Below are 25,046 nucleotides of genomic sequence, written 5' to 3'. Positions count from 1 at the left end.
ACTCCGCGATTGTCATTCAGCCTTCAACACATCGGTCCGGCAGCCGGCCGCGCTCCCCTGCCATCCTAAGGCCGCCCGGCTCTAGCTGCCCCGGTACGTGCTGTACCCGCCGGGAGCGGCGAGCAGCGGGACATGGTAGTGGGCCTGCGGGTCTTCGATGCCGAACCGCACAGGCACTTCCTCCAGGAACGGATAGGAGGCGTCCCCTCCCGATCCTCCTCTGCGGAAGTACGCTCCGGCCAGGAACAGGAGCTCATACCGCCCCGCCTGCATCGAGTCCCCTTCGAGCAGCGGCTCCTCCAGCCGCCCGTCATCGTTGGTCTCGGCGGACTTCAGCAGCTCCCAGTCCCCCTCCTCCGTCAGGCGCCGGAGCTCCACCCTCATCCCCTGGGCCGGACGGCCGCAGGATACGTCGAGCACGTGGGTCGTCAGTCTGCCGCCGCTCATGAGGTGGGAGCCTCCGAACGCTCCGATGCTGCGGTCTCGAGCGCCGCTGCCGCCTCGCCGTCCTCTCCCCCTGCGGCGGCGGCCAGGTCCTCCTGCGTCATCGAGAAGCCCTGGAAGCCGTACGGCGGGCGCGGCTCCGTATAGACTCTTGCGTCCGAGCCGTCCACACTCTCCACCACCGTCTCCCAGGTCCGGTTGTTCGACTCGAAGCGCACCTCGGCCAGCTGCGGGAACCGCTCCAGGATGCGCAGCCCGATCCGGTAGATCAGATGCTGAATCGACGGGGAGTTCGCTTCATGGAACACCGTGTGCGCAATATCCCGGATCTGCTCCGATGCGGCGTAGCTTCCGTTCTTCGGATCGATCGCATCCTTCTCGTCCTTATACGTCCATCCGATGTTCAGCCAGATAAAGAGCGGACGGTCCTGCGTCTCCGGCAGGGTCGTGTACTCGTCGCGGATGAAGCCGGCGAAGGAGCTGCCTTTGACCTTGATGAGCTGCAGACCCGTCAGCAGGCTCTCCTGCTTCCGCACCGTGAGGACTCCGCCCTCCGCACGCTCCACAACAACGGAAGCCGACGTATGGTCATTGTGCGACCGGCGGAAGACGAGGCCGCTCTCCCTCCAGCCTCCGTCGGGCGAAGCCACGCTCAGGCCGTCGAAGGGCAGGCGGTCCGCTTCCAGTTCAATAGTGGTGATATGCGAATACTTCTTCAGGAAGATGCCCGCGATGTGGTACAGGAATCCTTCGACGGTGCTGCCCTCGTAGTCGGCGGCGTGGCGGATGATCAGATTTTTCATCGAATCGGTGGCCACGACCATCGAATTGTCCCCTTCGGTGAACGAGGTCAGGAACGCCTCCCCCCGGACCGCCACCTTGACATTCATTGCCATAATGACATTGCCGTCCCCCGTGAACGGCGACTCCGGAATGCGTGTAACCTCGGTCAGCGGCTCGGCGAACGTGCGGTAGACGAGCACATCCCCTTTTCCATAGTACATCGTGCGTTTGCCCGTTTCCGTTCTGCTCATGTTAGCTCCTCCTCCGTGTCTCTCCCTGAATCTCTATACGGTTGAATTCGATCGATTCGCCTGTCGGGATCGTCCGCTCGTGCTGCCGGCCGCTCCCCTTCCGGTTCATTCCCCGGTTTCATCCACCGTATCCTGAAGCCGCAGGCGGGCGATCCGCGCCACTTCCCGCAGTGCCGTCTCCTTCTCCTCTTGGGGTGTATTCCCGTAGCGCGCCTTCATCGCCGCCAGGATGGAAGCCTTGTTGTGCCCCCGGACCGCCAGGATAAAAGGAAAGCCGAAGCGTTCCGTGTACGCGGTATTCCAGAAGGTGAATTCGGCGAACTCCTCCGGCGTAAGGTCGGTCAGGCCCGCGCCCTGCTGCTCCTGTACCGATGAATCGGTCATCTGCAGCCGGCCTGCCAGATCCGGATGCGCCCGGAGCAGCTCCAGCTGCTCCACCGCCGATGCCTCCCTCACGACACCGGTCATGCAGTCGTGCATCGCATCGAGCGATGCGAACGGGGCTGAGGCATGAGCCCGCTTCGCCACCCACGGCGAGTGCTCGAACACCCACCCGATGCTCTCCACAAAATCGTCCGCGGGCATCCCGTTGATTTCCGCGAGCGTATAGGCCTTCGTCATGATACGGCTTCCTCCTTCGAACTTCTGCCTGTTGCGAATTCCTCCATGAGCGCCGTGACCGGCGGCGACGTCACCGCCACGATCCTCCCCCGGCTGACCACATAGCGGGGAAGGGGCTGCGTACGCAGCAGCTCAGCGCTGCCCGAGGCTCGCAGGAGCACGAACGAGGCGGGCTTTCCCTCCTGCAGCCCGTACTCCGCTTCGATGCCAAGCACCTTGGCCCCCCGTTCCGTGATCATCCGCACGAGCTCCTCCATCTCCGATAGGCCCGTCATGTGGGCGAGATGGGCGGCCATGTGCGCCGCCTGCAGAAGGCTCCCGGTGCCCAGCGGATAGAACGGCGACCGGATGTCGTCATGAGCGAGGGCCACGTTCACGCCCCCCTGCCACAGCTCCCGGATGCGGGCGATGCCCCGGCCCTTCGGATAAGGGTCGAAGCGGCCCTGCATCGCCGAGGAGATCAGCGGGCAGGAGACGACCTGGGTTCCGGAGCGGACGAGCAGGCCGAGCAGCTTGGCGAAGTAGGCATCCGGATAGTAAGCCGTGGCGTTCGCGTGGGCGGCGGTGACCTTCTCCCGCAGCCCCGTCTGCAGCGCCCGCTGCGCCACCGCCTCCAGGAAGCGGGAGCCGGGGTCGTCGAGCTCATCGCAGAACACATGCACGAAGCAGCCGTGTTCCTCCGCCAGGCGGAAGGCCATGTCGAGTGAGGCGATCCCGTCCTCCCGCGTCGGCTCCCCGTGGGGAATCGCTCCGATCCCGTCGGCGCCGAGCTCCAGCGCCTGCCTGAGTCTCCCTTCATTCGCCGGGCAGGCAATAAGGCCGTCCTGCGGGAAAGCGATGACCTGCAGGGTCACATACGGCTTCACCCGCTCCTTAAGCTTCAGCAGCGCCCGCAGCGCGGTGAGCCCCGGATCGGAGATGTCGGCCTGGGTGCGCACATGCAGGATGCCCTGAGACACCTGCGCCTTCAATACGGCCTCGGCCCGGGTGAGCACATCCTCTTCGGTCAGGAGCAGCTTGCGCTGCTGCCAGAGCCGGATTCCTTCGAACAGCGTACCGCTGACATTGTATGCCGGCTCACCGGCGGTCAGCACGGTGTCAAGGTGGATATGGGGCTCCACGAAGGGCGGCAGGGCCAGGTGGCCGGACCCGTCGATTTCCTGCGCGCCCGCCGCTTCCTCCAGCTCGCCGGCAGGCCGGATGGCTGCAATATGCGGCCCCCGGACGGCAATGTCCGAGAGACTGCCGCTCTGAGCCCCCGGCAGGCTTACATTGCGAAAAATAAGATCATATCCCTGCATATCCGGCCTCCTTGTCGGGAAGTAAGGGACGGTTCTGGTTGTCACTTCTTCGGCAGATACTCCACCGTGAACGCCTTCGCCGGGTCCACATCCGCCTTCAGCAGACCGATATCGACCAGCTGCTTCGCCAGGGCATCCCAGCGCTCCATGGTCATATAGCCCACGCCCTTCGTTTCGGCGTCACCGCCGTACACGAGCGGCTTCTGGGCCTCCGCCCCGTAATCCATATTCTCGATCGGCAGGTCCGGGTTCTTCTCCTGAATCGAAGGGTGAATCTCGGAAGCATGATCCTTGTAGTAGTCCCAGCCTTTGACCGTCGCCTCAACGAAGCTCTTCACGACCTCGGGGTTTTCCTTCAGGAAACTCTCGGTGGTGAACATGACGTTCGCATAAGGGTTGTAGCCGAAATCCGCATTAAGCAGCACTTCCGTTTCGATGCCCTGCTTCTTCATCGTGAACGGCTCCGAGGTGAGATAGACCTGGGTCGCCGCCGTCTTGTCACTCACGAAGTTCGCCAGCGAGCCCGTATATTTCAGTTCCTGCACCGCATCCAGCTTGTAAGCCTTCTTCATGTATTCCCAGTAAGCCACTCCGCTGCCGACATACACTTTGCGGCCGTTCAGTCCGGCGATGTCCTTGATGTTCTGGTCCTTATGCACCATAATGCCCTGAGGATTCTTCTGGAAGGCCGCAAGGATGGCCACCAGCGGGATCCCGTTCTGTCTCGCAAACAGGATCTCATCGGCCTGCCCCATCCCGAACTGCGCTTTGCCCGATGCGACAATCTGGGTCGCGGATACGCCGGGACCGCCCGGCTGGATCGTCATGTCGAGGCCCGCCTCTTTGTAGAAGCCCTTGGCCAGCGCCGCATAGTTGCCGCCGTGCTCCGGTTCCGCGAACCAGTTCGTCACCTGAGTAACCGCCACGAGCTTCTTCTCGGCGGCCGGCGCCGCCCCTCCGCTCTTCGGGGCTTCCGTGGCCGGCGCTTCGGCCGTCTTCGACGCACAGCCGGTGAGAATACTGAAGCCGAGAAGCAGCAGAGCGAGGACTGAGGAAGCCGGACTGCGTGCGGTGCGGGGACCTGGCAGAATCGGACTGTTCATGGGCATAACCTCCGTTATCGTGTGGTTGGTGTGCTGGCATGAATCCTGGGTGGTGCGCGGATGGCATAGGTTCCAAGCTGATCGGATTGCAGTAACGGCTTCAGGATTTATAAAAAAGGTAACCTGGGACGCGGACGTCCCTATGTAGGGGGAGGCGCACCTTTCTCCTCCCTTCGGCTCCGGTTCCAGGGAGCCAGCGCCCCGGCCGCACCCGCCACCCTTGCACCCAGCCGCTCCGCCATGGCCAGCTCGCGGGGGTCGGGCCGCAGGGAGGAATCGGGCCCTGCGAGCGTGCTCGGCCCGTAAGGGGTGCCGCCGATGCCTTCGGTCGTCAGGTACTCGGGATTCTCCGTGTACGGCGAACCGACGATAATCATCCCGAAGTGCAGCAGCGGGACCATCGCGGTAAGCAGAGCCGCTTCGTGCCCCGTATGGATCGAGCCGGCGCTGGTGAGGAGCCCTGCCGGCTTGCCCTCCAGCCCGCCGGTCAAGTTCAGCAGGCCGGCACGCTCAAGGAAGAGCTTCATCTGGGCAGGCATCATGCCGTAGTAGGTGGGAAAGCCCCAAACCACCCCGTCCGCCCACTCCAGGTCGGAGACCGAGGCCGGCGGCACACCCCTCTGCTGTTCCCGGCTCTCCCGGTACTTGCGCACCCGGCCTTCGATATCGAACACCCGGGTGAGGTCCTCCTGCTGCCCCCCGCCTGCCGGCGTCCGGCCGCCCGGGCCGCTCCGGTAAGCCTCCGGCTCCAGCGCCTCTTCGCCGATGCGCAGCAGCCGGACCTCGGTATCCGGCATGGCGGCTGCCCCCCGGGCGGCGGCCTGCGCCATCTCGTAGACATGGCCGAACGCACTGTAATACACCACGGCTATGCGGGTCATCAGCGTTTCCTCCTATCGGGACGGATTGCTTGTGCGGGTCCTCCGGCAGCTCTGCCGGCCTGAGACGGCTCATGCCGTCTCGCTGTCCGCCACCCCTGCGGGGCGGCCTCCCTCCTGTGCCGCCGGCGCAAGCTGGAGCGTATCCCACACCCGCAGCTGCACCGAGGCATGAATCCATTCGCCTTGCCGGAGCACCCAGCGGCTCGGCGGCACCTCGGCGAACAGCTCGTCGACCGACCGGGCGTCGAGTACGACGCCGTGGGCCGGCAGACCGGGCGCGGTGCCGTAATCCTCCAATCCGAGGATGGCGGCCGGCACGGACGTGAGCATCCGCAGCACGGTGCGCAGGTCGCCGGGGGCGCCGAGATGGCCGGCATAACCTGCGATCTGCCCGATCTGGAGCAGATCGCCCCGGCCGAACGGATGGAACGGATCCTGGATGTTGTCGGATGCCGCTGCCAGGGGGATGCCGGCTTCGAGCAGCTCCCGGATGCGCGTCGTCCCCCGCCGGACCAGCCCCCGGTCCCCGCGTCCCTGCAGGTACAGGTTCACGGCCGGGAGCGTGACGGCTGAGAGCCCCGCATCCGCCATCGCCCGGATGGTCTCTCCCGCGGTCTTCTCATCCATAGCCGACAGGGCGCAGAGATGATCCGCCGTTACTTTCCCCTGCATGCCGTACGCAACCGTGCGGCGTGCGATATGGGCGACGGTGCGGACGCCGGGATCGTCGCTCTCGTCGGCGTGCAGATCCACCGGCCTGCCGTATTTCTCGGCGAGCGCGAAGATCCAGTCGATATCCGCCTCCGGTTCCGGCGACAGGTGCGGGGCCCCGCCGATCCCATCGAGGCCGAGGCGGAACCCTTCGGCGAGCGCCTCCTCGGTGCCGGGGCTGCGCAGTCCGTACGGGAGCATCGGGAAGAACTGGATGTCGATCACGTTCTTCAGCTCCTCCCGCACCTCCAGCGCGGCATGAACCGTGCGCATTGCGACCTCGCGGCCGGCCTTCAAGTTAAAGTCAAGATGGCTGCGGATGCTCCGCGTCCCGTACGAGAGGGCGGCCAGCGCCGAACGCCGGATCCGGCTGCGGATCTCCTCCCGGCTGAAGCCGGGTACCGCAGCCCCGTAGTTGCGAACCGCCTCTTCGAGCGTACCGGAGCGGTTGCCGACCTTCGCCAGCGAGTAGGCCTTGTCGAGATGCATGTGGGCATCGACGAAGCCCGGGAGCAGCATGCGCCCTTCGAGGTCGAGCCGCACGGTCTCGCCGTCATGATGCGGCTTCCCGTTCAGCAGAGGCAGCTTCAGCGCCCCGGCGGCCGGCACGGTCCCTTCCGGCTGCGGCTTCACCGACATCCACCGGCCTCCCGCCCCCTTCAGCTCGTAGAGCTTCGATTCGTCCAGCAGCGGCAGCCGCACATTGACCAGATGCAGATTCCAAGGCGCCATCGTAATCCCTCCCCGGATTCAGAGTCCTATCGCTTCCACAGATCGTAAGAGGCGTTATTGCAGTGATCTAATTCGATGCTCTTTAGTGCAGTGAACTTGATTGCGGTGACCTTGCCATTGCCCGTCAATGCGGTCAGGGGTCTTTTCACCGGGAGCCTGTATGCTGCTGTGATCTGTATTCCATACCGCCTCAGTTCTCCGTGCGCATCTCGGATTCGTGCCACGAGCTCAGCATCCATTTGGAGAACAGATTCACGAGGAGGAAAAAGCCGATGCCGAGCAGCGAAGCGGACAGTCCGCAGGCGAACAGGTAAGGGGTCTGCAGCCGGGAAGCCGCCACCGTAATCGCGTAGCCGAGGCCGCCCTGGCCTCCGCCGATGCCGGCGATGTACTCGCCGACGATCGCCCCGATCACCGCGAGCGTACAGGAGATCTTGAGGCCGGCCACGATATAGGGCAGCGCCGCCGGAATACGCAGCTTCCACATCGTCTGCAGCGGCGAAGCATTGTACAGGTAGAACAGATTCTTCATGTTATGGTCGGTGGAATTCAGCCCGATCAGCGTATTGGACAGCATCGGGAAGAACCCGATGAGAAAGGCGATGATGACGATGGCATTCATTCCTGCGCCGAACCAGATGACGATGATCGGAGCGATCGCGACGATCGGGATCGTCTGCAGGATGACCGCGTAGGGATACACGCTCTTCTCGATCCACTTCGAGGAGGCGAGCAGGATCGCGCCCGCCACCCCGAACAGGATGCTGAGCAGGAACCCGACCACCGCTTCGGTCATCGTGGTCGTCACCGACACCCAGAGCCCGCTCTTGTTAGCGAGCCCCGCCCGGACGATGTCCGAGGGCTTCGGCAGAATGTAGGGCGGAATGTCCAGCGCCTTCACGATGAACTCCCAGCCTCCGGCGAAAACGACGAAAGCTGCCAGCGGGGGGAGCAGCTGGCGGATCGGGCCCGGGAGCCCGCTGCCGGGCAGCCTGCCCTTCACCGGCCCGGTGCCGCCCTCGGTGCCTCCCGAGGCGTACGCTGCACCGCTGTGCGCCGCGGACGGCTCCCCCGCTCCGGCTGGGTGGAGCACGCTTTTATCCATGGCCATGGGCCGCCCCTCCTTCCCCCTCCGCAGGCGCTGCGGTCAGCTTGCCCGGATTGAGCAGCCCCCGCGGATCGTTCAGCCGCTTCCTGCGCGACATCGAGCCCGCTTCCCCGCGCCCTCCGTCCGCCAGAACCCAGGTGTGGGGATCATAGATCCGGACGCCGTGCTGCTCGAAGAAAGCGATGATCTCATACAGCCGCTCTTCGCTTCTGTAATGGACGAGCGGCAGCGAGGAAGGGGTCAGGACGCCGCCGCTGCGGATCCACTCGAAGTGCAGGAGCACCTCGCTGCCGAAGGCCGCTTTGATCATCCGGATCTGCTCCAGGTAATCCGCCGGGGAGAAGCCCGCCTGCAGGTACGTGATCCCCGGATCGCTCTTCAACGCCCAGAGCGTCGTATGGTTCCAGGTAAAATCGGACAGCCCGATCGACTTGCGATACTCCGCCGCTTCGGTAGCGTGCCCGATGCGGCCGCCGAAGTCCTCGGCCAGCCTGCGGACCGCCTCCGACGTACCGTCTGCGGTCTCCAGCAGAACGGCCGCTTCCCCGGGCTGAAACCGCGAGACGATCGGCGTGAAGTATGCCGGGATCGGCCATTCCATCGGCGAGACGAGCCGCTTCGCGATGCTGCCGTCTGCCGCAAGGGTCTCACCGAACTGTACGGCCCACGCCAGCTCCGGGAACTGCACCACGGACTGCATCCATTCGGTCCGGGGGGCGAGCGGGATCACAAGCTCCGTCACGATGCCTGTCGTCCCGTAGTTGTGGATATAATCGTAGAGCTCCCGCTCCCGCACCACCAGCCGCCGGGGCTCCGCTTCCATCGTATACACGACGGCCTCCAGCACGTTGCCGTCCCAGAGATTGCCCCACGTCACGGACCCGATGCCTCCCGAGCCCCCGCAGACGAACCCGCCGACGGTCGCTTTCATGAACGTGCTCGGGTAGATGCGCAGCTCCCAGCCGGCTTCCCTCGCCCGGCGTTCCAGCGTACCGAGCTTCACCCCGCACTGGACCCGGGCGGTTCCTCCGCCGAGCTCGAGAATACGGTCCATGCGGCTGAGGTCGATCACCAGCCCGCCCTGCAGCGGGACCGCCTGGCCGTAATTGCCGGTGCCGGCTCCCCGCACGGTGACCGGAATGCTCCGCCGGTAAGCGAACGAGAGCACCTTCACCAGCTCCTCCTCGGTCGACGGCAGCGCCACCCCGTCTGCCAGCTTCTCCCGCAGCTTCGGCTCCAGCACCGGCGAGTACCAGTAGTAGTCCTTTGAGAGGCGGGTCCGGGACCCTGCATCCAGCAGCAGTCCCTCGTCCCCCACCAGGTCCAGCATGTCCTTCTCCCATCCGATCGCCATGCTCCTCCGCTCCTTCCCTTGATCCGTCCGTTACGACAACAACAAGCTTGGAATGATTCTTTGGCATGCTTACCGACAGAGCTGCTGCGGTGCGGCGCTCCGGTCCGCTGGAACCACGGCCTTCCCAGCACCGATTCGATGAGCGGCAGGGAGGCTGCGGTTACAGTTCAAATCCGGGCGATGACCGGACTGTCGACGTTTCAACCCCAACCCGCTCGCTTAGTGCTTCAGGCAGGCCGATACGCTGCGCACCCAGTCGCTGAATTCCGGCTTCGTCCGGAATTCTTCGTCTCTCGGAAAGGGCGCCGCAATCGGGATCTCCGCCGCGATCTTGCCCGGCCTGGGAGTCATGACGACCACCCGGGTGGAGAGGAATACGGCTTCGAAGACATTGTGCGTTACGAACAGCACGGTCATCTTCCGGTCCGCCTCCCAGATCTTGAGCAGCTCATCCTGCAGCGTCTGCCGCGTGATCTCGTCGAGCGCCCCGAACGGTTCATCCATCAGGAGAAGCTTCGGCCGGGTCGCCAGCGCCCGGGCGATGGACACCCTCATCTTCATGCCGCCCGAGAGCTGCCGGGGGAGGGCCTTCATATAATCTTTCAGCCCGACAAGCTCAAGGACCCGCTCGGCTTCCTCCCGCTGTTCCCGCTTGGGCACGCCCTTCAGCTGCAGGGGCAGCATGACGTTGTCCTGTACGGAGGACCAGGGCAGCAGGGTGTGGTCCTGGAACACGAAGGCGATCTCGCTGCGCCTGCGCGCCTCCTTCGGCGTCAGCCCCAGAATGCTGAGGCTGCCTCCCGTGGGCTCGCCGAGTCCGGCGATGAGCTTGAACACCGTCGACTTGCCGCAGCCCGAAGGACCGACGAAGCAGAGGAACTCCCCTTCGGTAATATCGAGATCGACATCCTGCAGCGCGGCCGTGCCGTTCCCGTACATTTTGGACAAGGATTTCATGGTCACGAGGGGCGGCGTTAGTTCAGGCGCAGGTGCTGAAGGCGCCTCTCCCGGCCGGGCTCCCCTGCGCTGGTCTGCCGCCGTGTCCGGCTGTCCGATCGTCACATGGAGCGTGGTCGTTCCGGTTCCCCGGTACATCATGAGCCCGCCCTCCTCTCGTCCCTTCCGGCCGGGGCGGCGTCCGCCTGCCCCGGCCGGAAGCCTGTCTTCACCGCCGCGAAGTCGAAGCGCTGCATCTCCAGCAGCGCCTCGGCCAGCCGGATCCCCCCGACGCTCCAGGATCGCCCGACCCTTCTCCGCTGAAGCGGCTGCCGCGTCGCCTGCGATGCCGCTCTCCGAGAGATCGTCCATGACCCAGGCGAAGGCTTTGCTGCGCAGCTGCAGGGACGGAATCACCGGGAACTTCGGCAGCTCGGTTCCGGCCAGCGGACGGTGCACCCACCGTTCCTGCACAGCCAGCACGACAGAGGTCTCATAGTCGCCGGCATGAATGCCCACCTTGCGCTCCTCCTCCGACAGCCAGGCGTCCCCGAGCCCCAGCGCCCCGGGATCCAGCCTGAAGACCATCATCCCTGTGGCAATCCGGATCTCCCTGGCCATCATGTTCAGCAGATCGGCATTGCCTCCATGGGTGTTGAAGAGCACCAGACGCCGGAAGCCGCTGCGGCTGAGTGAGGAAGAGATGTCCGTCAGCACGCTCATCAGCGTCGTGGCCGAGAGGGAGATCGTTCCCGGATGGCCGAGATGCTCGGTGCTCTTGCCGTAGGGCAGCGGCGGCAGCAGCCAAATCTGCGAATCCGCCGGCAGCTCCTCGAAGGCACGTGTCAGAAAAGCTTCCCCGATCAGCGTATCGGTGTACACCGGAAGATGGGGTCCATGCTGCTCGACCGCTCCCACCGGAAGCACGACGAGCGCTTCGTCCTTCGGAATGGCCTCGACCTCCCGCTTCGAGCAGCGGGGAAGAAAGCGGGAATCCCAGGCTGAACCTTCGTTTCTGCCGAATCTCACGTGCATCGCCTCCATTTCCTTTTATTGTATGGAGCGGGGATGGCCGGGTCTATAGAATGGGAAGCTTTTTGTAAAGATATATAACACGAAAGGCCCCTTTTGTGCTTCGTGCACTTTGCCTCTTCCGTGAATAATTGCCAAACTACGTTCCCATAATATGCAAGTGACACAAAGGGCACCTTCCCAGGATATCGGAACGGCGCCTCAGATGAAGACCCCGGGGGTGTAGGGAATGGCAAAAATACTGGTGGTGGACGACGCGGCTTTCATGCGCATGACCTTGAAGGACATTCTGACCAAAGGCGGCCACGAGGTCATCGGGGAAGCGGAGAACGGAGAGATTGCCATCTCCAAATACGATGAGCTGAAACCGGATCTTGTGACCATGGATATCACCATGCCGGTGATGGAGGGGATCGACGCATTGAAGGGGATTAAGGCGAAGCATCCGGGAGCGAAGGTCATTATGTGCTCCGCAATGGGACAGCAGCATATGGTGGTCCAGGCCGTGTCGGCCGGAGCGAAGGATTTTATCGTCAAGCCGTTCAATCCCGACCGTGTCCTCGAAGCGGTGAACAAAGTCGTCTCGAGCTAGACACAGAGAGCCTGGGCCTGACCGTGCGCGATGAATCAACGCCGCATCGTCCTCTTGAAGGATGGTGCGCGTCTCGAAAACATGACAGATGCCTGAAACGAGTTCCTGCGAGTGCTCCTTTCTGTAATCTTTTAAAAAATGTCCATGAGAGGACCGGTTTGCCCTGCGGCCGGTCTTTTTGGCGTAGGAATTCTTCCAGCATTACGGCTCCGCGGCCAGGTGCCGCCTGCCGGGACAGCCGGATTCCGGACTTCGGGTCCGCCCCTCCCGTTTCCCCGCTCCGCTTCGCCGCCGTATTCAGCTGCCGGTTCCGGCGGCTGGAAGATAGGCCGTCGTGAACACATCCGCTGCCTCAGGCAGCTCGGACAGCAGGCCGATCCCGTGAAGCTGTCCGCCAAGTTCCAGCCACCGCTCCGCCTTCATCCAGCCCATCCCATTCATGGCCGCATCCCCGCCAAAAATATAGTCCCGCTGCACCGCCTCGCCGAACTCCAGCTCCGCCGCCGACAGCTTCGGGCTGCGCTCCTGCAGATAAGCGTTCGTCTCCTTCGGGTGGGCCCTGTAGCAGTCCCAGCCCTTCACCGTGCTGCCGATGAAGGCACGGACGGTCTCCGGCCGCCCCTTCAGCATCCTCTCCGTCGTGAAGAGCACGCCCCCGTAAGGCCTGTAGCCGGAGTCCGCCACGAGCAGCGCCCCCGCTTCGATCCCCCGCGCCTTCAATTCGAAGGATTCTCCGGAGACGAAGCCTTGGGACACCGCCCTCCGGTCATGGACAAAGCCGGCAAGCTGCCCTGTATACGCGATCTCCCGGACGTCCCGCAGGCCGTATGTTTTCTTGAGAAACGCCCAGTACGGCTGCTCCTGCTGGATATACACCGTGCGTCCGTTCAGCCCCGAGAAGCCGGCAGGATCCGCTTCCTTGTGAAACAGGAGCGCCTGGGGGCTCGTCTGGAACGTTGCGGCCAGCGCCACGAGCGGGAGGCCTTGGTCCCTCGCCAGCAGGAGCTGGTCCGCCTGGGCAATGCCGAATTCAGCCCTGCCTGAAGCAACAAGCTGTATCGACGAAATCAGGGGGCCCCCTTGTTCGATGGTGACCCGCAGCCCGGCATCCCTGTAATACCCCCTCTTCTCCGCCGCATACAGTCCCCCGTGCTCGTGCTTCGCAAACCAGTTCAGCACGACCTTCACCTCAGCGGCAGGCGCACCTTTGGATCACGCTGCCGCACCGCCGGCGGCCGGAGAGAAGGCGCTGAAGCCGCACCCCGTTACGGCGGTCATGACGCCGGCCAGCAGTCCGGCCAGCGCCGCCTTGAGGGGCACGCAGCACAGTGCGCGGTGTCTCAAGGCGTCTTGGATCATAGGCCGCCGCTCCCCTGGCGCTGCCGGATGACCGCTTCCACAGCACGGACAATCGGCCCGTAGCCGGTGCACCGGCACAGATTGCCGGACAGCGCTTCTTCGATCTCCTCCCGGTCCGGCTCCGGATTCGAATCCAGGAGGCCTTTGACCGTCATGATCATGCCGGAGGTGCAGTAGCCGCATTGAAACGCGCCTTCCTGCAGGAACGCCGACTGGATCTCCTCGTCCGCCGGCCCCCGGAGCCCTTCGATCGTGGTGAGCGCCTTCCCTTCGCACTGGTAGGCCATCAGGAGGCAGCTATTAACCGCCTCCCCGTCCACCAGCACCATACAGGCGCCGCAGCGGCCCATATCGCAGGAGCGCTTCGTCCCCGTCAGGCCCAGGTCTTCCCGGACGATGTCCAGCACCCGCCGGGCCGGGGCCACCCCTTCGAGCTCCAGGCTCTCCCCGTTCACCGTACAGCGCCAGGCCCTGATGTTTACCGCCATGTGCCATCGCCTCCTTCCGTGCGTACCCCTGCCGCTTCCGTCTTTTCGTTCCCCTCAGCCGAAACCGGGTCGAATGGAACAATGAGCTCTTCCTTCGATACCGGCAGCTTCTTCACCCAGACGCCCGCCGCCTGATGAATCGCCGAGACGATGGCCGGCGCCAGGGCGACCGTGCCCACTTCGCCGATGCCTCTCGGTCCGTACGGATCGCCCTCGGGCAGGTCCTCGATCGCATCCAGCGAGAAGCCGGCCGGCATATCCGCGACCGTCGGCACGAGGTACGTATCGAGATTGCGCGTCAGGTACTCGCCGCCTTCCATCACCGCATCCTCGGATAAAGTGAACCCGATCGCCATGGAGCTGCCGCCTTCGATCTGGCCGGCGAAGCCCATCGGGTTCACCACCGGCCCTGCCGCCACCGCATGGTGCTGGTTCAGCACCCGGACGCTGCCCGTCAGCGTGTCGACTTCCACTTCGACGGCCACACCGGTGTACGTGTAGAGGAAGTGGCCGCCCATCACCGCATCCGGCGTTGTGGGAAAATGAAACTGGCTCTCCGTCCGGATCGGACGCGGCGACTGCGCGGCAAGGTCCGCATAGCTGAGCAGCGGGCCGCCGGCCTTGACGGTCCCCGCGTCCAGCGCCGCAGCCGCTTCAGCGCCGCCCGCAGCGGACGCCTCATGCGACTCCCCCGGCAGCTCGGCCTTCAGCCAGATGCCCCCCGGGCCGGTCGTCAGATACTCCGCCGCCACGCCGGTGAGGGCGGACGCCTTCGCGAGCAGCTTCGCCTGGAAGCCGGGCTTCATCCGCTGCAGCGCCTGCCACATCATCGTCGTGGCCCGCGAGGCCGTGGACGAGCCGCTGTGCGGCACGCGCGCCGTGTCGCCGATGACCATCGACAGGTCGGCCGGCGAGCAGCCGAAATGCTCCATGAGCATCACTCTCCAGCGATGCGAGCACGCCCCTGGCCGAACTCCTCGTATCCGAAGGCCGCTTCGATCCGGCCGTCCGCGGTCAAGGTCAGCCGGCCTCCGCCGAAATCCGGCAGCCCGAAGCCGAGCCCCGAGCCATGCATCGCGATCGCTGCACCGATGCCGCGCCGGATCCAGGGCGGACGGTACGCAGCCGCCTCTCCGGCAAGCTCACGTTTTCGCATGAGGCTGCATTCCTCGATGGCCGACCAGATCTGCGAGGCCCCTTCCGTAGCGACGATCCGCTGGGCGAGCGGCCCGAGATCATCCGCCTCCCGCAGGTTGAGACGGCGCAGCGCCCAGGGGTCCATCCCGAGCTTCTCCGCCAGCCGGTCCATCTGCCCCTCGAGGGCGAAGATGACCTGATTGCCGCCGAAGCCGCGGAATTCCCCCGAGATGCCGTTATTCGTGTACACGGAATACCCTTCCACCTTCACGTTCGGTATCCGGTAAGGGCCCATCGTATGCTCCGTTGCAAAATTCAGCACCGCCGGACCCAGCGTGGCATAAGCGCCGGTGTCGGCCACGATGCGCACCCGATGGGCGAGCAGCCGCCCTTCCCCATCGGTGCCGGTTCGCATCGTGATCTTCATCGGATGCCGCTTCAGCCCGGCCCGGACGGAATCCCACCTGCTCTGGTGCAGCCGCACCGGCAGCCCGCTCTTCAGGGCAAGCAGCGCCCCGAACGGCTGGATGTTCAGCTCATCCTTGCCGCCGAACGAGCCGCCGATCGGCGACGAGACGACCCGGATGTCGTGCTCGGGCATCTCGAGAATGCGGGAGAGCTGCATCCGGTCCTTGAAGCCGTGCTGCGTCGGGGCGTACACCGTCAGGCTGCCATCCGGCCCCGGGACGAACAGGCCGCCTTCGGTCTCCATATACGCATGCATCTGGCGAGGCGTATAGTAGGTCTCCTCCACCACATGCGTACAGGCGGCGAACGCCTCCTCCGCATTACCGCGGCTGTAGGCCGTGCTGTGAAGCAGATTGCCTGCCGGATGCAGCTGCGGCGCCCCCGGCTGGAGCGCGGCTTCCGGGTCGCTGACCACCGGCAGCGGCTCGTAGTCCACCTCGATCAGTGAGAGGGCCTCCTGCGCCAGCTCAGGCGTTGCGGCGGCCACAGCCGCCAGCGCATCGCCGATATAACGCACGCGGTCCTCGGCCAGAACCGGCTGATCCGGGATCGCGATCCCGAACCGGTTCATTCCCGGCACGTCCCGGTGCGTGATGACCGCGCCCACACCCGGCAGCGACTCCGCCCGTTCCGTGCGGACCGCCAGGACCCGGGCGTGCGGATGCGCGCTCCGCAGAATGGCGCCGTGCAGTTCTCCCGGCATCCGCAGGTCCGTCAAATAAGCCAGCCGGCCTGTCACCTTATCCGGCCCGTCGGGGCGGACCCGCCAGCGGGCACCTGCCGTTTCTTTATCCAGCTTCATCTGCCGTCCCCCTCCCGCCTTCTACGTTCTTCCTCCCTGCCTCCGCCTCCGGGCGCCGCAGCTCCCATAATCCCGCAGCAAGCACGTTGGCCGCCGCCAGACGCCGGTACTCCGCCGAAGCGAAAGCGTCCGCGAAGGCCGGCCACTCCTCCTGCACACCGGTCTGCAGTTTCCGGACCAGCGTCGCATCCACGCCCCGGCCCTCCAGCTCCTGCTCGGTCCCCCTCAGCCTTCGGGCCGCCGACGACCCGCCTCCGGCAGCCACCCGCACGGCCCGCAGCGTTCCGTCCTCCCGGATCACGGCGGTCAGCGCAGCCGCCGCCAGCGACGGCACGAACGCCTCCCGCCTCATGATCTTCCGGTAGAAGCCGACGGCCCGTTCCCCGGCGTCCGGCTTCTCGCCCACCGCTTCGTCCGCCTGCAGCTCCACGCCCGTCAGCAGCCGGCCCTCCGCGGCCCCGCCGGCACGGGCGTCAAGCCATTCGGCAAGCTCGACGCTCTCGTATCCGGCATCCCCGTACCAATGCAGAACCGCATCCTTCACCAGCAGCGCCGGCAGCGCATCACCGATGCCCGATGCCACATTCCCGCCGAGGGTCGCAAGCCTCCGGATCGACGGCGCCCCGATGGTCCGGCTCGCTGCGGCCAGCAGGCCGCTGACCTTCTGGCTGCGGCACGCCTCGAGCCGGACCTGCGATCCGGCCAGGATCTGTCCTCCGCTGATCCGGATGCCCTGCAGCTCAGCCACCGCTTCAAGGGAGATCAGCTGCGCCGGCAGGGGAACCGTGCCTGCCTCCCACTGGGTCCGCAGCAGCGTCCCACCCGCTGTGAACACCGCCGCTCCGCCCAGATTCCGCTTCAGCTCCCATGCCTCGGCCACCGTCAGCGGCTGCCAGAGACCGGGCAGCAAGCCGCCTGCAGCCTGGATTGTATTCACTGCGCATCCCTCCTGTTGTTCTTCTTCCGGCCCTGCCTCCGGGGCTTACCCGCCCGGGTAGCACGAATCCCTTCTCGGGAGAAGGGATTCGCGTTCCTGCGGCAGGATCAGCCCCCTATAGACGGGGGCCACTGCGGTGTTTCCGGTACTCAGACCGTTCCTTCTCCCGCTGCGGCACGCCCCGCAGGACATGGACGCTGCTTCATTCTATGATTCACCGGGCTGCGTACAGCCCGTTAGGGTGATTAGAACTATAGGGGATGCCGGGGATCCGGGTCAATGCACCTGGCATGAGTTTCATCGGGATATCCAACCGGCCCCCGCTTTTTTGTGCCGCGTGCACAGCGGTACTCGCCAAACCTTCCCTATACCTCTCAGCCTATTGAAATCCTCCCTGATCCGGTGCGCCCCTGCCTCGCCTAGGAATAAAAAAACCGGATGCGCTCGAGATCCTCCGGCGTATCCGCGTCATAAAACCGGTGCTCTTCCGGTTCATCCTGTATCATCCCGAAAACATGCGGCTCCGACAGCAGCACCCGGGCCCCCTGATCTCCGGCGAGCTTCTCCACGGAGGCGAACATGGTGCGCGAGAGCAGCACCGGAGGCTTCGGCATGCCCTCATGGCCCGCCGCACAGTAGTCCAGCTTCGGCTGCTCCCGGAAGGAAGCGAGAAGTCGGTCGATCATCGCCGCGGTGACCAGAGGCTGGTCCGCCAGCAGCACGACGACGGCATCGGGCACCGAATCCGCACAGGCGGCCATCAGGCCCGCCCGGAGGGAATGCGACATCCCCATGCCCGCGTCGGCACAGGGGACCCGGACCGCTCTGCCCTGCCGCTCCGCCGCATAATAATCGGGCGGAAGCCAATCGGCACCGCTGCCTGTGCGGGTGACGACGCAGATCCGGTCAAGCCGGGAGCGCAATGCCTCCTCAAGGGCGCAGCCGCCTAATTTTCCAGTGCCGCCCAGGGGGATGGAAAGCTTGGAACCTCCCATTCTTGTGCCCGCGCCGGCCCCGAGATAAATACCCGTTACTTTCACAGCCCTTCCACTCCTCTGTTCTTGGTTCGGTCGATTTCCTGCGCACCTCAATCAGCTGGGCGGCGATGGAGATGGCGATTTCTTCCGGCCCGGCGGCCCGTATAGCGAGCCCCACCGGATAGTGCAGCCAATCCGGGGCCGGACGGCCGCCGAGCAGACGCTCGGTCCGCGAGATCGAGCCCATGACGCCGACATACTTGTATTGATTCGGAAGCAGCAGCTCCAGCAGCTTCGCATCATGCGGATAGTGGTGGCTCATGATCAGCACATAATCGCGCTCCGTGAGCTGCAGCCGCTCCACGATCCGTTCCGGCTGTCCGATGACCCGGGAGGCCCGGGGGAAGCGCAGCGAGGTGCACAGCCCTTCACGCCAGTCCGCTACCGTCACACGGAAGCCGCTCTTTTGCGCGAGCTCCACCACCGGCACCGCATCGTCCGACGCCCCGAAGAGCAGCAGCCGCGGCCTCGGTGTATACGAGCTCACCAGACGCAGCACACCGTCTTCCATCTTCAGGACGGCGGCATCCCCCGCCGCGTTCGGCTCCCCTTCGGTCAGCTTGTATTCCGCCTGCGTATAGGAGCTGACGAAGGACCTCAGCAGGCCCGCCTCCTGCCCCCGGTCCAGCCTCCGCTTGACCTCGAGCAGCACATGCAGCAGCATGCCGTGCACCGGCTCGAGCAGCACGCGGATCATGCCTCCGCAGCCGATCGCCTCGCCCCAGGAGAAATCGTCCGCAGGCCGCATGTCATACTCCACCATCTCGGCCCCGCCGCTGCGCAGCAGCCCCTCCACCCGATCGGAGAGATCCGACTCCAGGCAGCCGGGCGAAATACTGCCGTAACGCGACCCGTTCTCGAGCAGCAGCATGGAAGCCCCCGCCTTCCGGTACGCGTGCCCCTCCACCTCCATGACCGTTGCCAGCACCGCGCGGTGCGGTGTCCGGAACAGCACCTCCACCAGTCCGTGCATTTCCATTCGCAGCCCTCCTGGGTTCTTCGTTTACAAGTTCCGTACCCCGAGCGGATTCTCCGTCTGCGCTCCGGTCTTCAGCATTTGCCTGAACATAAACACCAGCTTCAGCCGGAGGAGATCGCTGATATTCTTGAAATCCACGCCGAGCATCTCGCCGATCTTCTCGAGCCGGTAGGCGGCCGTATTGCGGTGGATGTACAGCTGCTTCGCCGTCTCGCTGAGCTGGCCGTCATTCTCCACGAAGGTCTCCAGCGTCCGCAGCATCTCCTGCGAATAGTCCGGATCTTTGGCGAGCAGCGGCTCCAGCACTTCCCGGCAGTAGCTCTGCATCTTGCCCGGCGGCACATGCTGGAACAGACAGGCCAGCTCCACCGTCTCATACTGGATGACGTCGTCAGGGACTCCGAGCTTGACGGCAAGCCGCAGCGTATCCCGGCATTCGCGGTAGGCATCCGCCAGCCCCTCGGGCTCCCGTTTCTTGTTGCTGACGGCGATCCTCGGGCGGCTGCCCTCGGGCATGGTACCCAGCACACTATGCAGCGCCCCGGCCAGGAGCGCCTGCAGCCTGCCGTTGCCCGGGAACGATTCGGCCGGGAAGAGCGAGAGAATGCCCTCGCGGATGCAGAAGTGCACCACATTCCACTCCTTCATCTCGGGGTGGTACTGCATCTCCTCGCGCACATCGCGCAGCGCCTTCTCCCGCACATTGTCCCGGCGTATTCTCCGGTACGGTCGTCAGCACGCACTGGTAGCTCTCCGAGAACAGCCGGATGCCGAGGCGCTCCGCCCCGTCGGTCAAGGCCCCGATGGAGCCGGTCCCTTTGAGATACCTCACGAGCAGGGAGCCAAGGTCCGTCTGGACCGAATGATCCATGTATTCTTTATAGATGAAGCCCATATGATGAGAAATAATCTCCGCGGCCTGCAGGAAGAGACCCTCTTCCACTTTCATCAGCGGGGTGTCCGGCGGACAGAAGATCGCATAGCCGGCGCAGTCCTCCCGGTCCGTCAGCGGAATGCGGTAATAGCGGCCCTCTTCGGTATGCACCCACTGGCAGTGGTCCTTCCACGGCCAGCCGCGAAGCAGCTGCATCTCGGAGAAGGGAGTGGCATTGAAGACGAGGTGCCCCCGGGAGCCGACAACGGCCAGCGGATAGCCGACAATGCCGAGGATCGTGTGAAAAAAGTTGCTGATATGATCCGGTCTCAAGGCGAACTGCATCAGCTTCTTCTGCTTGTCGAGCACATTGTGAAGCACCTTCGTGCTCTTCTGCATTTCGGCGTGAAACAATCCGTTCATTTGATCGGAGAAGGTGAACTGGAAAGGGAGTTCGATGAGGGGAAAAGCCAGACGGTCAGCCTCTTCGAGAATCGGCTGCGGCACGTCGGGCCAGAACCGCCCCAGCTTGATGCCAAGTCCCGCAGATCCCCGCTGGTTCAGCTTGCGCAGCAGGGCGATCGCGTCATCGGGGCTGTCTTTGATAAGGTAGGCGGTCGTGAACAGCATCTCGCCATCCTTAATCCAGTCGGTGATATCCGGTGCATCCATGACGTTCACCGACTTCACGATGCGGTTCATTCCGCTGCGCCCGGCTACGAGTTTCCCTTCAGACAGGGGGTAGACGGACAGCGCTTGTTCGACCGTAAGATGCACAGCATTCCCTCCTAATGAGATGTGCGGACAGCTCTGCAGCCTTGCCAGACTCCCGTGATGTCATTATATATAACATTATAAAAGGCATTTCCCGTTTTAGCAATGCATTTATGTCATTATACATGACATGTACCTACGCGCGCAGAAGGCTGATTCCGAATGTTAACGCCTATTTCGCATATCTTTTTCCGGTAGTGCGGTAAAAACGGCAAAAAAAGGGGCCAGGCATCGGCCTGTTCCCCTTCGTGTGCTGCTATTTCCCGTAGATTAACGGTAAAGTTCCGTAAGAATCATAAATAGAAGTCCGTTCGTTACCTCTTCATCTTCCTTCCAATGCCCGGCCGTCGGGGCCAACCACCGGGTCTCCTGCATCCCGTTCGCCTGCAGGAACTGCCCTAGTTCCGCTTTGTCCAGCTTCGCCAGCGGGTCGTTCGCCAGCTTGCTGACGATACGCTCCGGCATGACGGGTTCCCGCTTGTGCGAGGCCAGCGCCGCCCCCGCCGCCCACGTCCGCAGCGATGCCGCCCCTGCCGGTTCGTCCAGCCGGTAGTCGTTCCTGTACCCGCCGGCGACCACGGCCCGGTCCCGCAGCCACTTCACACCGGGATAAGCCCAGTGCGTTCTCGTCTCATCCTTGTACGGGGGAATCGGCGCCAGACCCGCTCCCTTCTCGTTGAGCCGGGCTTGAATCCGCGCCGCGTGCTCCATCTTCGGTTCCCGGGCGATGTCCTGCAGCGTAAGGCCCTTGCGGTTCGCATAAGCGGCCGCGGTTCCCGCCGCCTCCGCAGCCGACATCCCCAGCGGCACAACCCGGGCGCTGCCGTGGGCCAGCGAATCATAGCTCGCGCTGCGCGAGGCCACAAGCAGGTTCGTCCACCCCTTCGGGATCAGCGACCGCAGCGGGACGGCGAACTGCTCCGGATTGCCGAGAACCAGGTCCGGCCCCCATCGGCTCCGCTGGATATCGACCGGATAAGAGCCGAAGGCGATGCGGTCCGGGAAGTCCCGGTTCTCGAGCACGTCCTCCAGCGTCAGCCTGTATTCGCCGATGAGGTGCCGGGTCTCCCGGATATACAGGGAGGACGCCGTACGCGACAGCTCCGCCTGCTCCAGCCCAGGCAGTGTGCGGAGATACCCTACTATCGAAGGCAGTTCTCGCTTGCCACGCTCCATCGCCGCCTCCACCTGTACCGGATCCGTCCCGTCCACCCCGAGCAGCTGCAGGGCGTTGACGAGCACCCGGCCGTCCTCCTGCCGGCCCAGGTTCAGCGCCCGCACCCGGATACCGGGATCTGCGGGCCGATAGGCGTGCATCTGCGGATAGCCCCAGGCGGAGTACGCATCCGCACCGGTGTCCGGATTGCCGTCCTTGCGCTGCACTTCCTGAACCTTCGGCCAGTCTACGTGCTGCAACTCGAACACCAGCGTGGCGCACATGGTTTCCCGGGAACCGCGGAAGTCCTCCTGCCCGAACGTGAAGGGCGCTCCGGCCGCATAGGCCGTGTCCCCATCCGCCGAGGCATCGATGTACATCCCCGCCGTGATGAATTCCGGTCCCCCGGGGCCGGCAACCTCCAGCGCCCGGATTTTGCTCCGCCCGGCCAGCGGCTTGATCCTTCCTGCCGACAGCTTCACCGTCAGGTTCGGTTCGGCGGCCATCATGGACTTCAGCACCTCGCCCGCCCGCTTCGTATCGAAGGAAGTACGCCTGCCGATTTTGCCGTAGAACTCTTCGAATATCCCTTTGTTCAGCTGTTTGCCGTCCGGGGTCAGATTGAGGTCCAGCGAATTCAGTTCCCCCTGGGTAAACAAACCGCCGACCTCGGGCTTGGTGTCGATCAGCAGCGTCCGCTGCCCTTCCCTTGCGGCCGCGACGGCCGCCGCGACCGCTTCCGGCTCGCTGCCGGTGACAACGACATCATAATGGGCGCTGCCCGAGGATTCCGCTTCGGCCCATCCGCGGCCGACGGCGAACACGAACAGCACCGTGAACATCAGAAGACCCAGCGGCCGCACGGCCGCCACCTCCTCTCTTCTTACCTTCAAGGTACCCTTCGGCTGCGAGCCTCATGCCAGGGAGCCGGTGGTACTCCTCTCCAAGGCGGGCTCCCAGGTTTTCCGTAGGAAATCCGGCCGCATTTTTGCATGGAAAAGAGACCGCTGGAGAAACTATCCGCAGCCATTGTATCCGAGTGCGCCTAGGGAAGGAGGACCGTCCTGCCATGTCCAAAAGCAAAGCCCGCCCAGCCGCGGCGGCAAAAAAGCAGAATCTCCAGTCCAATGCCGACGTGACCGAGCGCCTGCTGACCCAGCCCGTGCCTACGGAAGAGGCACGCCATATGAACAATAACTAGGAGCTGCCCCTCCGACATGGATCAAGCCCCCGAAGAGCACGGCTCCATGAGGGCTTGAATCATATCTTTCAGAACGGGTTCAGCACATGAAAAAACACGTTCGGCGAGGCCATCCGGTAATAATAGCTGCACCAGCCGGCGCCTTTTCCGTTAAACCGGTTCACCGCGCTGTACACCAGGCGTTCCTGCTCCAGCTCCTCGATCCGCTGCAGACGGCCTTCCGTGTACTCCTTCAGCCGGAATGCCGCCGTGTCGAGCCGGCACACCACGCCGCCGTAACGGATATCGAGCACCTCCCAGCCGAACGGCTTGAACAGGCGGAGCCACTGATCCCGGTGGGCTCTTCGGAGCTCCTGCACGGCCGCCGAGATCTCCGGCAGCACATCCGCGGCGATATGGCGCAGGGTATCCAGATCGCGCGCGTCATAAGCCCGCTTCAGCTCGATACCGATCTCGCTCTTGCGCCGGAGCACGCCGCAAAGCTTCTCCGGCACCTCGAAGAGGTAGTCCAGCGCCGCTTCCGGATCGCGGCCGCCCCGGATCTCCTCCTCCAGCCGCCGGTAATGCTCCGCCATCGGCAGCCCTTCGATCTGCTTGTCGAACAGCCCCAGCAGCACGTCCTGATACAGCAGGAACTTGGACGGGTTGCTCTGTTTGACGTTGTCCGGCTCGGCCCCCGGGGTTTCGTCCAGGTATTTCAGCCGCAGGAACGCCGCTTCGTCGATGCCCGTGCAGAACTTCACCCGCTCCGCCAGCCGCGCAGGATCGGGCCGCCCCGCTGTGTAAGCGTGTTCGGCATAGAACTGCAGGCCCAGCAGCGCGATGAACGGATTGCTTTCCATCCCGTCATCGCCCCACATCGTTGCGTACACCTCGCGGATGCCCTCCCGCTTGCATACCTGCAGTGCGCTGTCGGTGGCATTCAGCGACAAGCCGTAGTTGACGCCGAACGTATTGAACACCCATACCGCACCGGCGAATGCGAGCCGGCAGCCCAGCGGCCGGTGCTTGGCGATCAACAGCTCATAGTCTTCCTGCTCCTGGTGCGCATAGTCCCAGTACACCATGTCCACGTCCTTCGGGATCCGGCGCGCCATGCTCTCGGGAATCTGCGTTTCCTTGTCGTAGTGCTCGGCCCCGTCCCGGGAAGCGAACTTCAGGAACATGTCGCTCCACATCATCGGCTTCAGACCGCGTTCCCGCACGGCTTCCAGGACGCGGCTCAGATGCTCCGTCATGATCTCGAAGCGGCTGCGGTAGCCGTACAGATCCAGATACCGGCCGCGGCCGAGCTCCTCCGCCTCATCCATGCCGATGTGAATCTTCCGGCTCCGGAAGGGGGCGCTGACGCTGTCGATCATCCGCCCGATGAGCTCCTCTGTCTTTTCGCTGCCGACGAGCAGGGCTCCCTTCGTGTCCCGGTACCCCTTCGCCGCGTCCCACTTCAGGAACTCCTCGAGATGAGCCAGGGTCTGGATGCTCGGGAACGCTTCGATGCCGAACAGATCGGCATAGTCGTCAATCTCCTTCAGCTCTGCACGGGAATAGCGGCCCCGCATGTAGCCGAAATAGTCTTCACCCTCGATCTCATAGGTATCTTCCATATAGAGCATCACCGTGTTCAGCCCCATGAGCGCCATTTTCCGCAGCATGAACTTGAAGCTCTCCACGGTGAGCACCCCGTTGCGGGAGAGATCGAACATCGGGCCGATGAGATCGAACTGGGCCTGCTCCCTGAGCTCGAAAGATTCTGCCTCGGACCCGTACTGGACCAGCAGCCCCAGCCCCCGGTAGAACAGATGCTTCTCCGCATAGCGGATATAAGCCCGACCATCCTGCCGCCCTACAACGAGTCCCTCCCCGCAGGTTTCGATATGTACCGGTATGCCGTCCTTACTCTCGGCGAACGGGATGTCCCCGGCCAGCTCCCGTATCCCGGTCTGCAGCCCAGCCGTATCCCCAATCCATTGCAGCTTCATTCTGCT

General features: G+C 64.3%; 24 protein-coding genes and 1 pseudogene. 2 read left to right on the top strand and 23 right to left on the bottom strand.

Features of this window, described 5'->3' with window-relative positions; all coding sequences use genetic code 11:
* Positions 1 to 81 precede the first annotated feature (81 nt).
* The 11 genes and pseudogenes from uraH to PM3016_RS17065 form a co-directional block, all read right to left on the bottom strand.
* The gene (uraH, locus tag PM3016_RS17115; protein ID WP_013916954.1) at positions 82 to 447 is read right to left on the bottom strand and encodes a hydroxyisourate hydrolase; all 366 of its coding nucleotides are present in this window, start codon (positions 445 to 447) and stop codon (positions 82 to 84) included.
* A complete protein-coding gene (gene pucL / locus PM3016_RS17110) occupies positions 444 to 1,478 on the bottom strand; it encodes a factor-independent urate hydroxylase (RefSeq protein ID WP_013916953.1) in 1,035 nt (344 codons plus the stop codon). The genes uraH and pucL overlap by 4 nt, the downstream gene beginning before the upstream one ends.
* A gap of 105 nt (positions 1,479 to 1,583) precedes the next feature.
* Positions 1,584 to 2,099 carry a 2-oxo-4-hydroxy-4-carboxy-5-ureidoimidazoline decarboxylase gene (gene uraD / locus PM3016_RS17105; RefSeq protein ID WP_014370284.1) on the bottom strand — a complete coding sequence of 172 codons (516 nt, stop codon included), beginning with the start codon at positions 2,097 to 2,099 and terminating at the stop codon, positions 1,584 to 1,586.
* Positions 2,096 to 3,400: an amidohydrolase family protein gene (locus PM3016_RS17100; protein WP_014370283.1), complete on the bottom strand. Its 1,305-nt coding sequence runs from the start codon at positions 3,398 to 3,400 to the stop codon at positions 2,096 to 2,098. Before PM3016_RS17100 ends, uraD begins: the two co-directional genes overlap by 4 nt.
* Positions 3,401 to 3,441: 41 nt before the next feature.
* Positions 3,442 to 4,503: an ABC transporter substrate-binding protein gene (locus PM3016_RS17095; RefSeq protein WP_014370282.1), complete on the bottom strand. Its 1,062-nt coding sequence runs from the start codon at positions 4,501 to 4,503 to the stop codon at positions 3,442 to 3,444.
* 140 nt (positions 4,504 to 4,643) lie between these two features.
* Positions 4,644 to 5,384, bottom strand: a complete 741-nt coding sequence (locus tag PM3016_RS17090) for an NAD(P)H-dependent oxidoreductase (protein ID WP_014370281.1) — start codon at positions 5,382 to 5,384, stop codon at positions 4,644 to 4,646.
* A 69-nt stretch (positions 5,385 to 5,453) separates the two neighbouring features.
* Positions 5,454 to 6,827 carry an amidohydrolase family protein gene (locus tag PM3016_RS17085; RefSeq protein ID WP_014370280.1) on the bottom strand — a complete coding sequence of 458 codons (1,374 nt, stop codon included), beginning with the start codon at positions 6,825 to 6,827 and terminating at the stop codon, positions 5,454 to 5,456.
* Between the two features lie 190 nt (positions 6,828 to 7,017).
* Positions 7,018 to 7,938: an ABC transporter permease gene (locus PM3016_RS17080; RefSeq protein WP_013916946.1), complete on the bottom strand. Its 921-nt coding sequence runs from the start codon at positions 7,936 to 7,938 to the stop codon at positions 7,018 to 7,020.
* Complete coding sequence (locus PM3016_RS17075; protein WP_014370279.1) at positions 7,925 to 9,289, bottom strand: FAD-binding oxidoreductase; 1,365 nt, start codon at positions 9,287 to 9,289, stop codon at positions 7,925 to 7,927. Before PM3016_RS17075 ends, PM3016_RS17080 begins: the two co-directional genes overlap by 14 nt.
* A 219-nt stretch (positions 9,290 to 9,508) precedes the next feature.
* Complete coding sequence (locus PM3016_RS17070; protein ID WP_041619149.1) at positions 9,509 to 10,387, bottom strand: ABC transporter ATP-binding protein; 879 nt, start codon at positions 10,385 to 10,387, stop codon at positions 9,509 to 9,511.
* A 189-nt stretch (positions 10,388 to 10,576) separates the two neighbouring features.
* Positions 10,577 to 11,260: pseudogene (locus PM3016_RS17065) on the bottom strand (creatininase family protein); the annotation flags it as partial.
* A 226-nt stretch (positions 11,261 to 11,486) separates the two neighbouring features.
* On the opposite strand from PM3016_RS17065, the gene PM3016_RS17060 reads away from it, so the two are divergent.
* Positions 11,487 to 11,849 carry a response regulator gene (locus tag PM3016_RS17060; RefSeq protein ID WP_013916942.1) on the top strand — a complete coding sequence of 121 codons (363 nt, stop codon included), beginning with the start codon at positions 11,487 to 11,489 and terminating at the stop codon, positions 11,847 to 11,849.
* Between the two features lie 297 nt (positions 11,850 to 12,146).
* Here PM3016_RS17060 and PM3016_RS17055 read toward each other — a convergent pair whose 3' ends face one another.
* From PM3016_RS17055 to PM3016_RS17020, 11 genes are all read right to left on the bottom strand, one after another.
* Complete coding sequence (locus tag PM3016_RS17055; protein ID WP_238540530.1) at positions 12,147 to 13,037, bottom strand: ABC transporter substrate-binding protein; 891 nt, start codon at positions 13,035 to 13,037, stop codon at positions 12,147 to 12,149.
* 24 nt (positions 13,038 to 13,061) lie between these two features.
* A complete protein-coding gene (locus PM3016_RS39740; RefSeq protein WP_238540529.1) occupies positions 13,062 to 13,208 on the bottom strand; it encodes a hypothetical protein in 147 nt (48 codons plus the stop codon).
* A complete protein-coding gene (locus PM3016_RS17050) occupies positions 13,205 to 13,696 on the bottom strand; it encodes a (2Fe-2S)-binding protein (protein WP_013916940.1) in 492 nt (163 codons plus the stop codon). The genes PM3016_RS39740 and PM3016_RS17050 overlap by 4 nt, the downstream gene beginning before the upstream one ends.
* Positions 13,687 to 14,628: a molybdopterin cofactor-binding domain-containing protein gene (locus PM3016_RS41400; RefSeq protein ID WP_420798962.1), complete on the bottom strand. Its 942-nt coding sequence runs from the start codon at positions 14,626 to 14,628 to the stop codon at positions 13,687 to 13,689. Before PM3016_RS41400 ends, PM3016_RS17050 begins: the two co-directional genes overlap by 10 nt.
* 5 nt (positions 14,629 to 14,633) lie before the next feature.
* Positions 14,634 to 16,103, bottom strand: a complete 1,470-nt coding sequence (locus tag PM3016_RS41395) for a molybdopterin cofactor-binding domain-containing protein (RefSeq protein WP_420798961.1) — start codon at positions 16,101 to 16,103, stop codon at positions 14,634 to 14,636.
* On the bottom strand, positions 16,090 to 17,040 hold the full coding sequence (locus PM3016_RS17040) for an FAD binding domain-containing protein (protein WP_014370277.1): 951 nt from the start codon (positions 17,038 to 17,040) through the stop codon (positions 16,090 to 16,092). Before PM3016_RS17040 ends, PM3016_RS41395 begins: the two co-directional genes overlap by 14 nt.
* A 419-nt stretch (positions 17,041 to 17,459) precedes the next feature.
* Positions 17,460 to 18,035, bottom strand: a complete 576-nt coding sequence (locus PM3016_RS17035; RefSeq protein WP_081484325.1) for a nucleotidyltransferase family protein — start codon at positions 18,033 to 18,035, stop codon at positions 17,460 to 17,462.
* Positions 17,971 to 19,056: an XdhC family protein gene (locus tag PM3016_RS17030; protein ID WP_014370275.1), complete on the bottom strand. Its 1,086-nt coding sequence runs from the start codon at positions 19,054 to 19,056 to the stop codon at positions 17,971 to 17,973. Before PM3016_RS17030 ends, PM3016_RS17035 begins: the two co-directional genes overlap by 65 nt.
* Before the next feature lie 24 nt (positions 19,057 to 19,080).
* Positions 19,081 to 19,686: a PucR family transcriptional regulator gene (locus PM3016_RS39735; protein WP_238540528.1), complete on the bottom strand. Its 606-nt coding sequence runs from the start codon at positions 19,684 to 19,686 to the stop codon at positions 19,081 to 19,083.
* Complete coding sequence (locus PM3016_RS17025; protein WP_238540527.1) at positions 19,586 to 20,707, bottom strand: PucR family transcriptional regulator ligand-binding domain-containing protein; 1,122 nt, start codon at positions 20,705 to 20,707, stop codon at positions 19,586 to 19,588. The genes PM3016_RS39735 and PM3016_RS17025 overlap by 101 nt, the downstream gene beginning before the upstream one ends.
* A 267-nt stretch (positions 20,708 to 20,974) precedes the next feature.
* The gene (locus PM3016_RS17020) at positions 20,975 to 22,723 is read right to left on the bottom strand and encodes an FAD-dependent oxidoreductase (protein ID WP_014370274.1); all 1,749 of its coding nucleotides are present in this window, start codon (positions 22,721 to 22,723) and stop codon (positions 20,975 to 20,977) included.
* Positions 22,724 to 22,929: 206 nt separating this feature from the next.
* Here PM3016_RS17020 and PM3016_RS40805 point away from each other — a divergent pair, with 206 nt between their 5' ends.
* On the top strand, positions 22,930 to 23,061 hold the full coding sequence (locus PM3016_RS40805; protein WP_013916932.1) for a hypothetical protein: 132 nt from the start codon (positions 22,930 to 22,932) through the stop codon (positions 23,059 to 23,061).
* A 68-nt stretch (positions 23,062 to 23,129) separates the two neighbouring features.
* Here the strand turns inward: PM3016_RS40805 and PM3016_RS17015 are convergent, their stop codons facing one another.
* Entirely contained in the window at positions 23,130 to 25,040 is a 1,911-nt protein-coding gene (locus tag PM3016_RS17015) for a beta-N-acetylhexosaminidase (RefSeq protein ID WP_014370273.1), read from the bottom strand.
* Positions 25,041 to 25,046: the final 6 nt, after the last annotated feature.

Source organism: Paenibacillus mucilaginosus 3016 (assembly GCF_000250655.1).
Taxonomy (GTDB): domain Bacteria; phylum Bacillota; class Bacilli; order Paenibacillales; family NBRC-103111; genus Paenibacillus_G; species Paenibacillus_G mucilaginosus.
This window is presented reverse-complemented; position numbering and strand designations above follow the sequence as displayed.